The organism is Streptomyces sp. NPDC039480, from assembly GCF_055597165.1.
This window is the reverse complement of record NZ_JBVITX010000008.1, coordinates 448912-464110: the sequence shown is the minus strand read 5'-3', so window position 1 is coordinate 464110 and position 15199 is coordinate 448912. Positions and strand designations below refer to the sequence as shown.

The following is a 15199-nucleotide window of genomic DNA, read 5'->3' as shown; positions in this document are numbered from 1 at the left end:
ACGGCGAACTGATGGCTCGCCTCTCACTTCAGCGTCAGTCGGACAGCCTCCACAAACCTCCCCATAGTGCCATCAGACAGGGCGAAACGCTCAGTGAGAGCCTGTTTCGCCGAGCCGGGACCTAGTCGACCAGGTCCCGCACCACCGCGTCGGCCAGCAACCGGCCCCGCAGCGTCAGCACGGCCCGCCCGGCGGCATAGGGCCCGGCCTCCAGCAGGCCATCCGTCAGCGCCCGCCGCGAGGCGGCCAGCCCGGCCTCCCGCAGCAGCGACAACGGGCACCCCTCCCGAAGCCGCAGCTCCAGCAGGATCCGCTCCACCCGCCGGTCCTCGGCGGAGAGCACCTCGCGCCCGGCACCCGGCGACCCCCCGCCCGCCAGCGCTCCCGCGTACGCGCCGGGATGCTTGACGTTCCACCACCGCACGCCCCCGACGTGGCTGTGCGCGCCCGGTCCGGCGCCCCACCAGTCGGCCCCGCGCCAGTACAGCTCGTTGTGCAGGCACCGCCCGGACTCGGAGGTCGCCCAGTTGGACACCTCGTACCAGTCGAAGCCCGCGCCGCCCAGCACCTCGTCGGCGATGAGGTACCGGTCCGCGTGGACGTCGTCGTCGGTCATCGGCACCTCGCCGCGCCGGATCCGCCGGGCCAGCTGCGTGCCCTCCTCCACGATCAGCGCGTAGGCGCTCACGTGGTCGGGACCGGCCCCGATCGCCGCGTCGAGCGAGGCCCGCCAGTCGTCGTCGGTCTCGCCCGGCGTGCCGTAGATCAGGTCGAGGTTCACGTGGTCGAACCCGGCCGCCCGCGCCTCGGCGACGCACGCCTCGGGCCGCCCGGGCGTATGCGTACGGTCGAGCACCTTCAGGACGTGCTGCTTCGCGCTCTGCATGCCGAAGGAGATCCGGTTGAACCCGCCCTCCCGCAGCTCGCTCAGATACGCGGCGTCGACGGACTCCGGATTGGCCTCGGTCGTGATCTCGGCGTCGACCGCGAGCCCGAACTCCTCGCGCACGGCGCCCAGCATCCGCACGAGATCCCCGGCGGCGAGCAGCGTCGGCGTACCGCCCCCGACGAACACGGTCCGCACGGGCCGGGGGTCGTCCCCGAGGACCTTCCGGGCGAGCCGCACCTCGTCGACGAGGGTGTCCGCGTAATTGTCCCGGGAGGCGAGCACGCCGCCGGAGCCGCGCAGCTCGGTGGCGGTGTACGTGTTGAAGTCGCAGTAGCCGCAGCGCGTGGCGCAGTACGGGACGTGCAGATAGAAGCCGAGGGGGCGGGAGGCCGCGCCGGCCAGGGCGGACGCGGGCAGCGCGCCGTCCTCGGGCATGGGCTCACCATCGGGCAGTGCGGAAGGCATACCTTCGATTGTCCCGCACCCCCGAGCAACCCCACACCGCTCGCTCCCGCCCCCCTCCGCTCACTGCGCCCGAAGCACCAGCAACGCCAGGTCGTCGTCCGGCGGCCGCTCCGAGAACTCATGGACGAGCCTCCGGATCCGCTCCGCCACCAGCGGTGCGTCCAGCCCCGCGCACTCGGCAAGCGCCTCCGCGAGGCCGTTCCCGTCGTCGAACTGGCGCCGCCCCGCACGGCGCTCGGTCACGCCGTCCGTGACGCACAGCAGCGTCTCGCCGGTCCGCAGCTCGAAGCTCTCGCTCGTGTACGTCTCGTCGTCGACGACCCCGAGCAGCATCTGCGGAGTGGCCGCTTCCCGTACCTCCCCCTCCGGGGAGAGAAGGAGCGGCAACGGGTGCCCGGCGCACGCGATGGTGCAGCGCACGCCCCCTTCGTACGGCACGAGCTCTCCGTACAGGAGCGACAGGAAGCGCGAGGTCGGCCCGTCGGGGGGCACGCCCTGCCCGCCCGCCACCGCGACGACCGCCGCCGCCGCGTCCGCCGCCTCGGTCGCGTCGTCGAGGAGGAGCTGGTTGAGGCGGTCCATGACCTCCGCGACCTGGTACCCCTCCCGGGCGAGGAGCCGCAGCCAGGGCCGGGCGAGCCCGATGACGACCGCCGCCTCCGGCCCCTTCCCCTGCACGTCGCCGAGCGCGAAGCACCAGCGGCCGTCACCCGCCTGGAACACGTCGTAGAAGTCGCCACCGGGGCCGCCCTTGTCCCGGGGCTCGTAGACCAGGCCGCTCTCCACGCCGGGGATCTCCGCGACCTTGCTGGGCAGCAGCCCGCGCTGGAGCACCTGGCTGATGTTGGCCTGGCGCTGGTAGCGGCGCGCCGTGCTGACCGCCAGCGCGACCCGCCGGCTGAAGTCCTCGACAAGGCCGGTGACCTCATCGGGAAACCGCACAAGCCCGGCCCGCCCAATGACCAACGTCCCGAGCGCCCGCCCACCCGCAGCCAACCGATAGGCCAACGCCGCCCCACCCGACCCGGAGGCTCCGGGGGCTCCGGGGGCTCCGGGGGCTCCGGGGGCTCCGGGGGCTCCGGGGGCTCCGGACGCCCCAAAGGCACCGGATGCCCCGGAAGCATCGGCCCCAACGGCCACCCCAAAGGCCTTCCCAGCCTCACCGGGCCGTTCGGCCCCATCGGCCCCATCGGGCCCACCGAACCCACTGGTCTCACTGGGCCTGCCTGGCCCACCGGGCTCACCGAGCCCACCGGCCTCACTGGACCCGCCAGGCCCACCAGAGCCCCCAGATGCCCCAGCCTCCCCGGACCCACCAGGCTCCCCAGGCCCCCCGAGCTCTCCACCCGCCCCGTCCGCCCCCTCCACCCCGCTCACCACCGCCTCCCCCGGCCAAGGAACGGGATACGCGCCCGAGCCCGCCGTCTCGGGTAGTCGGGGTGGCTCCTTTTCCAGGACGCGGCGCAGTTCCTCTATGCGGTGCTCGCTGGTGTGCCACACGCGGGCGAGGCGCGCGCCCGGTGCCCCCACGCTTCCGCGCGACGGCCCTTCCGAGGCGTCCTCCAGCCATACCGCGCACCAGTCCGCGAGGCGCGGCACGAGCAGCTGGCCGGCCAGGGCGGCGACCATGTCCTCGTCGAACTGTCCGGCCAGCAGGTCGGACGCCTCGGCGAGGAAGGTCAGCGCGCCTCGGTTGACCCACTCCATGTCGTTCGAGGTCCGCTTGGGCAGCGGCGCGAGGATCTCGGCGGCGCGCAGCCCACGCTGCAGCGCCTGCTCGCTCGCGTACGACTCGATCTCGTGGGCGGCCCGGACGCCTTCGAAGGGCAGCCGGGCCCAGACCGTCTTCGTACCCGTGCGATAGGTGATGCCCCAGGACCCGGAGAGGGTCGCGACGAGCTGCAGACCCCGGCCGTACTCGGGCGTGCCGGAGGACGGCGGCGGACCCTGTTCGCTGCGCACGGCACGGGAGGGGTGGTGGTCGGAGACCTCGATGACGAGGGCCTCCGTGCTCTCGTCCGGCAGCGCCTCGTCGAGCCGGCACAACAGCTCGACCGCGGTGCCCGCGTGCACGACGGCGTTGGTCACCAACTCGCTGACCAGCAGCACGGAGTCGTCGGCCAGGCGGTCGGTGATGCCCGCGGCGGCGGGCACCCCGAGCTCGGTCCAGTCGGCGAGCGCCGCCCGCACGAACCGGCGCGCGGCGGCGGGAGCCAGCGGGTTCCCGGGCAGCGAGGTGCGCACCACCGCCGGTGGCCCGGGGAGGTCCGGGTCCGTGGCGGAGGCACGGAAATCGTTCTTCCGTTGCATCGGAATGGACCCCACGGTGCGGCTCCTGAGCAGTTCGGGCGAATGCGCCTCAGGCGACACCGACAGAGTGACAGACTGGCCACGCCCATAAGCACCGAGTCACCGAAGTGGGCCGCTATGAGTGAGAACAGTGCTATGCCTGTGTCCCGGCGAGACCGGCTTCCGGTTCCGGCGCAGATGACCGACTCCGGCACGGAGTCGGTCACCAGTCAGCTGCGTCCGCTTCTCGCCGCCATGCGCGCCGCACGGGACGGCGACTTCACCAAGGTCGCACCGGTCGGCGAGGGCATCACCGCCGAGCTGTACGCGGTCTTCAACGAAATGCTCGACCGTTCGCTCCACTTCGACGGCGAACTGGTCCGTGTGCGCCGCGAGATCATACGGCACGGCCGCCTGGACGAGCGGTTCGGCGCGAGCCCCGGCCAGGGCCGTTGGGCGGCGCGTGTCTCGGAGGTCAACACCCTGCTGGACGCGCTGGTCGCGCCGGCGGCGAACGCCACCCGGGTGCTGAACGCGGTGGCGGGCGGCGATCTGACGCAGCGCGTGGACCTCCACGACGGCACCCGTGAACTGCGGGGCGATTTACGCCGTCTGGGGCGTGCCGTCAACACGATGGTCGATCAGCTGTCCCTCTTCACGGGTGAAGTCACGCGTGTCGCCCGCGAGGTGGGCACGGAGGGGCGGCTCGGCGGGCGCGCCAAGGTGCGGGGGCTCTCGGGCAGCTGGCGGGACGTCACGGAGGCCGTCAACACGATGGCGTCCCGGCTGACGGCCCAGGTGCGGGACATCGCCCTCGTCACCACTGCGGTGGCGCAGGGCGACCTGACCCGCACGGTCACCGTGGAGGCCACGGGTGAGCTCCTCGAACTGAAGCTGACCGTGAACACGATGGTGGAGCAGCTCTCCGCGTTCGCCGCCGAGGTGACGCGTGTGGCGCGCGAGGTCGGCACCGAGGGGCAGTTGGGCGGCCGCGCGCAGGCGCGGGGCGTCTCCGGCGTCTGGAAGGACCTCACCGACAACGTCAACTTCATGGCGTCGAACCTCACCTCCCAGGTCCGCAACATCGCCCAGGTCACCACCGCCGTCGCCAACGGCGACCTGAGCCAGAAGATCACCGTCGACGCCCGGGGCGAGATCCTGGAGCTGAAGTCGACGGTGAACACGATGGTCGACCAGCTGTCCGCCTTCGCCGACGAGGTCACCCGCGTCGCCCGCGAGGTCGGCACCGAGGGAAACCTGGGCGGGCGCGCCCAGGTGCGGGGCGTATCGGGCGTCTGGAAGGACCTCACCGACAACGTCAACTTCATGGCCGACAACCTCACCTCCCAGGTGCGGAACATCGCGCTCGTGTCGACGGCCGTCGCCCAGGGCGATCTCGGCAAGAAGATCACGGTGGAGGCGAAGGGCGAGATCCTGGAGCTGAAGTCGACGATCAACACGATGGTCGACCAACTGTCCGCCTTCGCCGACGAGGTCACCCGCGTCGCCCGCGAGGTCGGCACCGAGGGAAACCTCGGCGGTCAGGCCCAGGTCCGAGGCGTATCGGGCGTCTGGAAGGACCTCACCGACAACGTCAACTTCATGGCGTCGAACCTCACCTCCCAGGTGCGCAACATCGCCCAGGTCACCACCGCCGTCGCCAACGGCGACCTCTCCAAGATGATCACGGTGACGGCACGCGGCGAGATCCTGGAGCTGAAGGACACCGTCAACACCATGGTGGAGCAGCTGCGGGCCTTCGCCGACGAGGTGACCCGCGTCGCCCGCGAGGTCGGCACGGACGGCAGGCTCGGCGGCCGCGCGCAGGTCCTCGGCGTATCGGGCGTCTGGAAGGACCTCACCGACAACGTCAACTACATGGCGGACAACCTCACGGGCCAGGTCCGCAACATCGCGCAGGTCGCGACGGCCGTGGCCCAGGGCGACCTCTCCAAGAAGATCGACGTGGACGCGCGCGGCGAGATCCTGGAGCTGAAGACCACCATCAACACCATGGTGGACACGCTGTCCTCGTTCTCCTCCGAGGTCACCCGCGTGGCCCGCGAGGTCGGCTCCGAGGGCCAGCTGGGCGGCCAGGCCCGGGTCGAGGGCGTGTACGGCACCTGGAAGCGCCTGACGACGAACGTGAACGAGCTGGCGCTGAACCTCACCACCCAGGTCCGCGCCATCGCCGAGGTCGCCTCCGCCGTCGCCCAGGGCGACATGACCCGCGCCATCACGGTCGAGACGCGCGGCGAGGTCACCGACCTCAAGGACAACATCAACCTGATGGTGTCCAACCTCCGCGAGACCACACGCGCGAAGGACTGGCTGGAGTCCAACCTCGCCCGGCTCGCCGGCCTGATGCAGGGCCACCGCGACCTGATGGAGGTCGCCGACCTGATCCTGCGCGAGCTGACCCCGCTGGTGAACGCGCAGTACGGCGCGTTCTTCCTGGCCGATCCGGACACCGCGGAGAGCCCGGCGCCCACCCAGGTCACCGCGAAGGGCCTCGCGTTCATCGCGGGGTACGGCGCGGCGCAGGGCTCGGTCGTCGACACCGGCGGGATGCCCGCGCAGGGCCTGGTGCGCCAGGCCGCGCTGGAGAAGAAGCGCATCCTCGTCGAGGAGGTCCCGCGGGACTACATCAAGATCCATTCGGGGCTCGGCGACGCGGCTCCCGCCACCGTCGTGATCATCCCGATCCTCTTCGAGGACAAGCTGCTCGGCGTGATCGAGCTGGCCACGTTCTCCCGCTTCTCCGACGTCCACCTGGCGTTCTTCGACCAGTTCGTGAACACCATCGGCGTCGCCATCAACACCATCATCGCCAACTCCCGCACGGAGTCGCTGCTTGGCGAGTCCCAGCGCCTGGCCACCCAGCTCCAGGAGCGCTCGGACGAACTCCAGCGCCAGCAGGCCGAGTTGCGTCGGTCGAACGCGGAGCTGGAGGAGAAGGCCGCGCTGCTCGCCACGAGTTCGCAGTACAAGTCGGAGTTCCTCGCGAACATGTCGCACGAGCTGCGCACCCCGCTCAACTCCCTGCTGATCCTGGCGCGGCTGCTCTCCGACAACCCCGACAACCACCTCTCCGACCAAGAGGTGCAGTTCGCGACGACCATCCACCGCTCGGGATCCGACCTGCTCCAGCTGATCAACGACATCCTCGACCTGTCGAAGATCGAGGCCGGCCGCATGGACGTACGCCCGAAGAAGCTCCCGCTCATCAAGGTCCTCGACTACGTCCACGCGACGTTCCGCCCGCTCACCCTCGACCGCGGGCTCGCCTTCGACGTGTCGGTCGGCGAGGACGTGCCGCGCGAGATGTTCTCGGACGAGCAGCGCCTCCAGCAGATCCTGCGCAACCTCCTGTCGAACGCGGTGAAGTTCACCTCGGCGGGCAGCGTCGAGCTGCGGGTCAGCCGCGTCAAGGAGACCGCGCGCGACCGGCTGGCCCACGACAACGAAGACCTGCTCTGCTTCGCCGTCAGGGACACCGGCATCGGCATCCCGGCCGAGCAGCTGCCGGTGATCTTCGAGGCGTTCCAGCAGGCCGACGGCACCACCAACCGCAAGTACGGCGGCACCGGCCTCGGCCTCTCCATCAGCCGCGAGATCGCGGGCCTGCTCGGCGGCCGGATCACCGCGGAGAGCTCCCCCGGCCAGGGTTCGACCTTCTCGCTGTACGTTCCCGTGGTGCACCCGGGCCACGGCGCGGCCGCCATCGCGTACGCGGCGACGCACACGCAACACCTGCCGGAGCCGATGGAACAGGCCGCGCTGCGGCCGCACACCAGCCTGGAGCCCGACGACAGCTGGCCCGCGCCCACCAAGCTGGAGGAGTGGAAGGAAGGGCGCCCGGGCCGCATACTGCCGGGCCGCAGGGTGCTCATCGTCGACGACGACATCCGCAACGTCTTCGCACTCACCCATGTGCTGAGCCGCGTCGGCATGCCCGTCCTGTACGCGGAGAACGGCCGCGAGGGCATCGAGACGCTGGAGCGCAATCCGGACGTCGACATCGTCCTGATGGACATCATGATGCCGGAGATGGACGGCTACGAAACCATGGCCGCGATCCGTCGCAGCCCCCGCTGGCGGGGCCTGCCCATCGTCGCCCTCACCGCGAAGGCCATGCCCGGGGACCGCGAGAAGGCCATCGCCCAGGGCGCCACCGACTACGTACCGAAGCCGGTGGACGTGGACCAGCTGCTCGGCGTCGTCTGTACCCTCCTGGACCCCGCAGGCTCGGCCACCACCGAGCAGCCCACCTCAGCCGAATCCCCCGATCCAGAGATTGTCGCTCCGGAACAGACCAGCACTCGAGGAGAAGGCGCTGTTCCGCCGACATCCGAGTGAGGCACCGTGACCATGAGTGCAGAGGCCGCTACCGACAACCGCGCGAGCATCCTCCTAGTCGACGACATGGAGGACAACCTGATGGCGCTCGAAGCCGTCCTCGGTTCACTGAACGAGCCGTTGGTGCGCGCCCGTTCGGGCGAGGAGGCGATGAAGGCGATTCTGAGGCAACGATTCGCCGTGATCCTTCTGGACGTCCGCATGCCCGGCATGGACGGCTTCGAGACCGCGTCGAACATCAAACGCCTCGACCAGACCAAGGACGTGCCCATCATCTTCCTGACGGGCACCGACAACGACGCCGGCTACGCCTTCCGCGGTTACGCGACGGGAGCGGCGGACTACCTCACCAAGCCGTTCGACCCGTGGGTGCTGCGCGCCAAGGTCACCGTCTTCCTCGAACTGCACCGCAAGAACCGGCAGTTGGAGCGGATACTGGCTCGTGAGCAGCGGCAGTTCGACGAGCTGGCCGCGCGGCTCTCGGCGATCGAGTCGCACATGGCCGCGAGCAGCCTCAAGGACGTCCTCGAACTGCGCCGCCATGTGACGCACATGGAGGAGCTGGTGCAGGAGATGCGCCGCGGCCGAGTCGTCTGAAGCCGACGTCCCGGCCGCGCACGCCAGGCCCCGGGAGCCCGGGCCGCGCGCCCCCGCTCAGGCCTCGCGCGAACCCGCGTACATCTCCTCGATCAGGTGCTTGTACTCCCGCTCGACCACCGGACGCTTCAGCTTCAGGCTGGGCGTCAGCTCGCCGTGCTCGACATCGAGGTCGCGCGGCAGGAGCCGGAACTTCTTGATGGTCTGCCAGCGCTGCAGACCTTCGTTGAGCTGCCGCACATAACCGTCGACGAGCTCGACCGTCGCGGGGGCGGCGCACACCTCGGCGTAGGACTTGCCCTCAAGGCCGTTCTCCTTGGCCCAGTCCAGGATCGCGGGCTCGTCGAGGGAGATCAGGGCGGTGCAGAAGTTCCGGTCGGCGCCGTGCACGAGAATGTTGGAGACGTACGGACACACGGCCTTGAACTGGCCCTCGACCTCGGCGGGCGCGATGTACTTGCCGCCGGACGTTTTGATCAGGTCCTTCTTGCGGTCGGTGATCCGCAGATAGCCGTCGACGGACAGCTCGCCGATGTCCCCGGTGTGGAACCAGCCGTCGGACTCGAGGACCTCGGCGGTCTTGTCGGGGAGGCCGTGGTAGCCCTCCATGATGCCGGGGCCGCGCAGCAGGATCTCGCCGTCGTCCGCGATGCGCACCTCGGTGCCGGGCAGCGGCTTGCCGACCGTGCCGGTGCGGTAGGCCTCGCCGGGGTTCACGAAGGAGGCCGCGGAGGACTCCGTCAGGCCGTACCCCTCGAGGATGTGGATGCCGGCGCCCGCGAAGAAGTAGCCGATGTCGGGCGCGAGCGCGGCCGATCCGGAGACGGCGGCGCGCAGCCGGCCGCCGAAGGCGTCGCGCAGCTTGGAGTAGACGAGGGTGTCGGCGGCCTTGTGCTTGGCGCGCAGCCCGAAGGGCACCGAGGCGGTGCCGGTCCTGCGGAAGTTGTCCTGGCTGACCTTCGCGTACTCGCGGGAGACCTCGGCGGCCCACAGGAAGATCTTGTACTTCGCCCCGCCGCCGGCCCGCGCCTTGGCGGCGACACCGTTGTAAACCTTCTCGAAGATGCGGGGCACGGCCGCCATGTACGTCGGCTGCACGACCGGCAGATTCTCGATGATCTTGTCGACGCGGCCGTCGACGGCGGTGACGTGCCCGAGCTCGATCTGGCCCGAGGTCAGCACCTTGCCGAAGACGTGCGCGAGCGGCAGCCACAGGTACTGCACGTCGTCCGGGCCGAGGAGACCGGTCGCGGCGATGGCCTTGGCCATGTACGACCAGTTGTCCTGCGGCAGGCGCACGCCCTTGGGGCGGCCCGTGGTGCCGGAGGTGTAGATGATCGTGGCGAGCTGATCCTTGGTGATCGCCGCGATGCGCTCCTTGATGAGCTCCGGGTTCTTCTCCAGGTGCGCGGCGCCGCGGGCCTCCAGGTCGGCGAGCGTGAGCACCCAGCCCTCGGGGTCGCCGTCGACGGGGTCCGCGCCCTTGGGGTCGAGCACCACGACGTGCCGCAGCTCGGGCAGCTCGGCCCGCTTCTCGCGGGCCTTGGCGAGCTGCGCGGCGTCCTCGGCGATCAGCACCCGGCTGCCGGAGTCCGCCAGGATGTACGCCGATTCCTCGGCGTTCGTCTGCGGATAGACCGTCGTCGTGGCCGCGCCCGCGCACATGATGGCGAGGTCGCAGAGGATCCACTCGACGCGCGTGGACGAGGCGAGGGCGACCCGGTCCTCCGACCGCAGGCCGAGCTCGACGAGTCCGGCGGCGATGGCGTGGACGCGGTCGGCGGCCTGCGCCCAGCTGAGCGCCTTCCAGTCGTCGGGGCCCTCGCCGGAGGCCGCCGGGACGGGGTAGCGGTAGGCCTCGGCATCCGGCGTGGCCGCCACGCGCTCCAGGAAGAGATGCGCCACGGACGGCGGACGGTTCTCGATCAAGGTCTGTGTGTCGCTCACGACATCCTCCGGGCCCACGACGGTGCGGCGAACTGGCTGGCGGCTGCTTCTCGGCTCTGCTTCTCGGGTCTGCTTCTTATGTCCCTGCGGCTACTTGTTTAACTTGTGAGTAACCTACGAGTGGTGATCAGAGTAGAGCTCCGACGCGTCGTGCGTAAGGGGCAGCTGCCTGTCACTTCCTACAGACACCCAAACGGAATGAGCAGGCCCGCCGCAACGCGCCGCGGGCCCGGTGCGTGTGCGCACCGGGCCCGCGTGGCGGCCGCTCCACCGCGGCAGGGGGCGACTACTTCTTGGCCTTGCCGGGCCCGCTGTCGTCGCTGGAGAGCACCGCGATGAAGGCTTCCTGCGGCACCTCGACGGAGCCGACCATCTTCATGCGCTTCTTGCCCTCCTTCTGCTTCTCCAGGAGCTTGCGCTTACGGGAGATGTCACCGCCGTAGCACTTGGCGAGGACGTCCTTGCGGATGGCGCGGATGGTCTCGCGGGCGATCACCCGGGAACCGATCGCGGCCTGCACCGGCACCTCGAACGCCTGGCGCGGGATGAGCTCGCGCAGCTTGGCGACGAGCCGCACGCCGTACGCGTACGCCGCGTCCTTGTGCGTGACGGCGGAGAACGCGTCGACCTTGTCGCCGTGCAGCAGGATGTCGACCTTGACGAGCTGCGCGGACTGCTCGCCCGTGGGCTCGTAGTCCAGCGAGGCGTAACCACGCGTCTTGGACTTCAGCTGGTCGAAGAAGTCGAAGACGATCTCGGCGAGCGGCAGCGTGTAGCGGATCTCCACGCGGTCCTCGGAGAGGTAGTCCATACCGAGCATGACGCCGCGCCGGTTCTGGCACAGCTCCATGATCGAGCCGATGAACTCGCTGGGCGCGAGGATCGTGGCGCGCACGACGGGCTCGTACACCTCGTCGATCTTGCCCTCGGGGAATTCACTCGGGTTGGTGACCGTGTGCTCGGTGCCGTCCTCCATGATCACGCGGTAGACCACGTTCGGAGCGGTGGCGATGAGGTCGAGCCCGAACTCGCGCTCGAGCCGCTCACGGATCACGTCGAGGTGCAGCAGCCCCAGGAAGCCGACGCGGAAGCCGAAGCCGAGCGCGGCCGACGTCTCCGGCTCGTAGACGAGCGCGGCGTCGTTGAGCTGGAGCTTGTCCAGGGCCTCGCGCAGGTCCGGGTACTCCGAGCCGTCCAGCGGATACAGACCCGAGAAGACCATCGGCTTCGGGTCCTTGTAGCCGCCGAGGGCCTCGGTGGCGCCCTTGTGCAGGGAGGTGATCGTGTCACCGACCTTGGACTGACGGACGTCCTTCACACCGGTGATGATGTAGCCCACCTCACCGACGCCGATGCCGTCGGCCGAGGTCATCTCGGGGGACGACACACCGATCTCCAGCAGCTCGTGCGTGGCGCCGGTGGACATCATCCGGATCCGCTCACGCTTGTTGAGCTGGCCGTCGACGACTCGTACGTACGTCACGACGCCGCGGTAGGAGTCGTAGACCGAGTCGAAGATCATCGCGCGGGCGGGCGCGTCCGCGACGCCGACCGGCGGCGGGATCTCGGCGACGACCTTGTCGAGCAGCGCCTCGACGCCCATGCCGGTCTTCGCCGAGACCTTCAGCACGTCGGCGGGGTCGCAGCCGATGAGGTTGGCGAGCTCCTCGGAGAACTTCTCCGGCTGAGCGGCCGGCAGGTCGATCTTGTTCAGTACGGGGATGATCTTGAGGTCGTTCTCCATCGCCAGGTAGAGGTTGGCGAGAGTCTGCGCCTCGATGCCCTGGGCCGCGTCGACGAGGAGGATCGTGCCCTCACAGGCCGCGAGCGAACGCGAGACCTCGTACGTGAAGTCGACGTGGCCCGGGGTGTCGATCATGTTGAGGATGTGCGTACTGCCCTGGTCCGGGCCCTCGTTCGGGGCCCAGGGCAGACGCACCGCCTGGGACTTGATCGTGATGCCGCGCTCGCGCTCGATGTCCATGCGGTCGAGGTACTGAGCGCGCATCTGGCGCTGCTCGACCACCCCGGTGAGCTGGAGCATGCGGTCGGCGAGCGTGGACTTGCCGTGGTCGATGTGCGCGATGATGCAGAAATTGCGGATCAGAGCCGGGTCGGTACGGCTCGGCTCGGGCACATTGTTAGGGGTCGCGGGCACGCAGGGTCCTGTCTCTTGAGGCGCCTGTAGCCTCGGGTCGGATCTATACGTAGCTTCCATCGTCCCATGGGTGGCGCACTGCGCTCGGTTTGGGCCGGTCCGAGGGCGGCTGGTACCGTGGACAGCTGTGTCTCGTAGCCCTCTCAAGCATCGAGGCGCGTGTCATCAAACTCATCTGCAGTACCTCTGCAGTACCTGAACCTGAAAAGGCTCTTTCGTGGCGAACATCAAGTCCCAGATCAAGCGGATCAAGACCAACGAGAAGGCGCGTCAGCGCAACAAGGCGGTCAAGTCTTCGCTGAAGACCGCGATCCGCAAGGCCCGCGAGGCCGTTGCCGCCGGTGACGCCCAGAAGGCCGCCGAGCTCACGCGTGAGGCCACGCGCCAGCTCGACAAGGCCGTCTCCAAGGGTGTCATCCACAAGAACCAGGCCGCCAACAAGAAGTCGGCGCTTGCGACGAAGGCCGCGTCCCTCAAGGGCTGAAGCCCTTACCCCGGCTAGTACGCCGGGGCGGTGATCAATCCTCCCGCGAGGGTAATTCGAGCCCTCTACCTCGAATCGCGGACAGACCACGCAGTACGCCACGCTGCGCCAATGCCCCCGGACCCACTCCGGGGGCATTGCTGTGTCCGGGGGTACGTCTCGCCGGGGGGGGGCGGCTGGGTCCGCTCAGGGGGCGCGGGATGGGGGCCTTGTCGGGGTGTGGGGGGCGGGGGTGCGACTGGGCGCGGCGGAGCCCCGTCAGGGGCGCGGGGGTGCGATTGAGTGGGGCGGCTGGGCCCCGTCGAGGGCGCGCGGGGACGTGATTGGGCGCGGCTGGGCCCCGTCTGGGACGCGGGGTGGGGGCGCCTCGTCGGGGCTGTGGGGCGCGGGGACGTGACTGGGCGCGGGTGAGCCCCGTCAGGGGCGCGGGGATACGACTGCGTGGGGCGGCTGGGCCCCGTCGAGGGCGCGAGGACGTGACTGGGCGCGGGTGAGCCCCGTCAGGGGCGCGGGGAACTGCGCGACCAGCCACAACCGACCCGCAGACAACACGACGACCCAGCCCACCCAGGGGCGCGGGGAACTGCGCAAACAGCCACGACGGGCCCGCAGGCGGCAAGGCACCGCAGCCAAGGCGAGTCGCCCCCGCCCAAGCCAAGCGCAGCGCTCAGCGGCGCCCAGCCCGCGCCGCCCGGGCAATAGCGACCACGGCCTTCTCCAGCGCATACTCCGGATCGTCCCCGCCCCCCTTGACCCCCGCATCCGCCGCCGCAACGGCGGTAAGCGCCGCAGCCACCCCATCCGGCGTCCACCCCCGCATCTGCTGCCGGACCCGGTCGATCTTCCAGGGCGGCATGCCCAGCTCACGGGCGAGGTCGGCAGGACGGCCACCACGCGCGGAGGACAGCTTCCCGATCGCCCGCACACCCTGCGCAAGGGCACTAGTGATCATGACGGGGGCGACCCCGGTCGCAAGAGACCACCGCAACGCCTCGAGCGCCTCGGCGGCCCGCCCCTCGACGGCCCGGTCGGCCACCGTGAAGCTGGAGGCCTCGGCGCGGCCCGTGTAGTACCGCCCGACCACCGCTTCGTCGATCGTGCCCTCGACATCCGCCGCCAGCTGGGACACCGCCGAGGCGAGCTCCCGCAGATCGCTGCCGATCGAGTCGACGAGCGCCTGGCACGCCTCCGAGGTCGCCGAACGACCCAGCGTCCGGAACTCGCTCCGCACGAACGACAGCCGGTCCGCGGGCTTCGTCATCTTGGGACAGGCGACCTCACGCGCGCCCGCCTTGCGCGCGGCGTCGAGCATGCCCTTGCCCTTCGCGCCGCCCGCGTGCAGCAGGACGAGGGTGATCTCCTCGACGGGCGAGGCGAGATACGCCTTGACGTCCTTGATCGTGTCCGCCGACAGATCCTGCGCGTTCCGCACGACGACGACCTTGCGCTCGGCGAAGAGCGACGGGCTGGTCAGCTCGGCGAGCGTGCCGGGCTGCAACTGGTCGGAGGTGAGGTCGCGCACATCCGTGTCCGCGTCGGCCGCGCGGGCGGCCGCGACCACCTGCTGCACGGCGCGGTCGAGGAGCAGCTCCTCCTGTCCCACGGCGAGCGTGAGGGGAGCGAGCGGGTCTGACTGCGCGGTATCTGTCTTCCTGGCCATCGCGGTCAAGCATCCCACGCGGCACTGACACCCCGCCCCGAGCCGCCCGCCCGCTCTGAGCCTCCCCCTCCCGACCCCGCCCGTCCCCTGTCGGAGAATGGTCGAGTGACCGACGTACGACATGTCCTGGTGCTGCCCGACCGCGATGCCGCGGAGACGGTGGCCGAAGAGCTCCCCGACCGTTTCGGCGTGACCGAGGAACCCCAGCTCGTCCGCGACGCCCTCGCCGGCGAGGACGACGCCGAGGACGCCCAGTGGCTGGTGGTCGTCGAGGACCCCGCGTCCCGCCTCGACCCCGCGGCCCTCGACGAACTGGCCGCCGAGCACGAGGGCTGGCTGGAGGCCCCGTAG

General features: G+C 70.2%; 9 protein-coding genes. 4 read left to right on the top strand and 5 right to left on the bottom strand.

The window, feature by feature from the left end:
• Positions 1 to 121: 121 nt before the first annotated feature.
• Both hemW and ACZ56E_RS26145 read right to left on the bottom strand, forming a co-directional pair.
• On the bottom strand, positions 122 to 1354 hold the full coding sequence (gene hemW / locus ACZ56E_RS26150; RefSeq protein ID WP_471217752.1) for a radical SAM family heme chaperone HemW: 1233 nt from the start codon (positions 1352 to 1354) through the stop codon (positions 122 to 124).
• Between the two features lie 60 nt (positions 1355 to 1414).
• Positions 1415 to 3664, bottom strand: a complete 2250-nt coding sequence (locus ACZ56E_RS26145) for a SpoIIE family protein phosphatase (RefSeq protein ID WP_471217795.1) — start codon at positions 3662 to 3664, stop codon at positions 1415 to 1417.
• A 234-nt stretch (positions 3665 to 3898) separates the two neighbouring features.
• On the opposite strand from ACZ56E_RS26145, the gene ACZ56E_RS26140 reads away from it, so the two are divergent.
• Entirely contained in the window at positions 3899 to 8002 is a 4104-nt protein-coding gene (locus ACZ56E_RS26140; RefSeq protein ID WP_471217793.1) for a HAMP domain-containing protein, read from the top strand.
• 12 nt (positions 8003 to 8014) lie between these two features.
• A complete protein-coding gene (locus tag ACZ56E_RS26135; protein WP_468601825.1) occupies positions 8015 to 8599 on the top strand; it encodes a response regulator in 585 nt (194 codons plus the stop codon).
• Between the two features lie 57 nt (positions 8600 to 8656).
• Here the strand turns inward: ACZ56E_RS26135 and ACZ56E_RS26130 are convergent, their stop codons facing one another.
• Both ACZ56E_RS26130 and lepA read right to left on the bottom strand, forming a co-directional pair.
• The gene (locus ACZ56E_RS26130) at positions 8657 to 10546 is read right to left on the bottom strand and encodes an AMP-dependent synthetase/ligase (RefSeq protein ID WP_471217750.1); all 1890 of its coding nucleotides are present in this window, start codon (positions 10544 to 10546) and stop codon (positions 8657 to 8659) included.
• Between the two features lie 286 nt (positions 10547 to 10832).
• On the bottom strand, positions 10833 to 12704 hold the full coding sequence (gene lepA, locus ACZ56E_RS26125; RefSeq protein ID WP_362995725.1) for a translation elongation factor 4: 1872 nt from the start codon (positions 12702 to 12704) through the stop codon (positions 10833 to 10835).
• A gap of 217 nt (positions 12705 to 12921) precedes the next feature.
• On the opposite strand from lepA, the gene rpsT reads away from it, so the two are divergent.
• Entirely contained in the window at positions 12922 to 13188 is a 267-nt protein-coding gene (gene rpsT / locus ACZ56E_RS26120) for a 30S ribosomal protein S20 (protein ID WP_030783448.1), read from the top strand.
• Between the two features lie 667 nt (positions 13189 to 13855).
• On the opposite strand, the gene holA is transcribed toward rpsT, so the two are convergent.
• Positions 13856 to 14848 carry a DNA polymerase III subunit delta gene (gene holA, locus ACZ56E_RS26115; protein WP_468601067.1) on the bottom strand — a complete coding sequence of 331 codons (993 nt, stop codon included), beginning with the start codon at positions 14846 to 14848 and terminating at the stop codon, positions 13856 to 13858.
• Between the two features lie 105 nt (positions 14849 to 14953).
• Between holA and ACZ56E_RS26110 the strand changes: the two genes are divergently transcribed.
• Entirely contained in the window at positions 14954 to 15199 is a 246-nt protein-coding gene (locus ACZ56E_RS26110; protein WP_471217748.1) for a hypothetical protein, read from the top strand.

Bases quoted from the DNA above. Each gene is read 5' to 3' on its own strand.
- ACZ56E_RS26140 (WP_471217793.1), top strand. From the start codon at position 3,899: ATGCGCGCCGCACGGGACGGCGACTTCACCAAGGTCGCACCGGTCGGC.
- holA (WP_468601067.1), bottom strand. From the start codon at position 14,848: ATGGCCAGGAAGACAGATACCGCGCAGTCAGACCCGCTCGCTCCCCTC.
- ACZ56E_RS26145 (WP_471217795.1), bottom strand. From the start codon at position 3,664: ATGCAACGGAAGAACGATTTCCGTGCCTCCGCCACGGACCCGGACCTC.
- hemW (WP_471217752.1), bottom strand. From the start codon at position 1,354: ATGCCTTCCGCACTGCCCGATGGTGAGCCCATGCCCGAGGACGGCGCG.
- ACZ56E_RS26135 (WP_468601825.1), top strand. From the start codon at position 8,015: ATGAGTGCAGAGGCCGCTACCGACAACCGCGCGAGCATCCTCCTAGTC.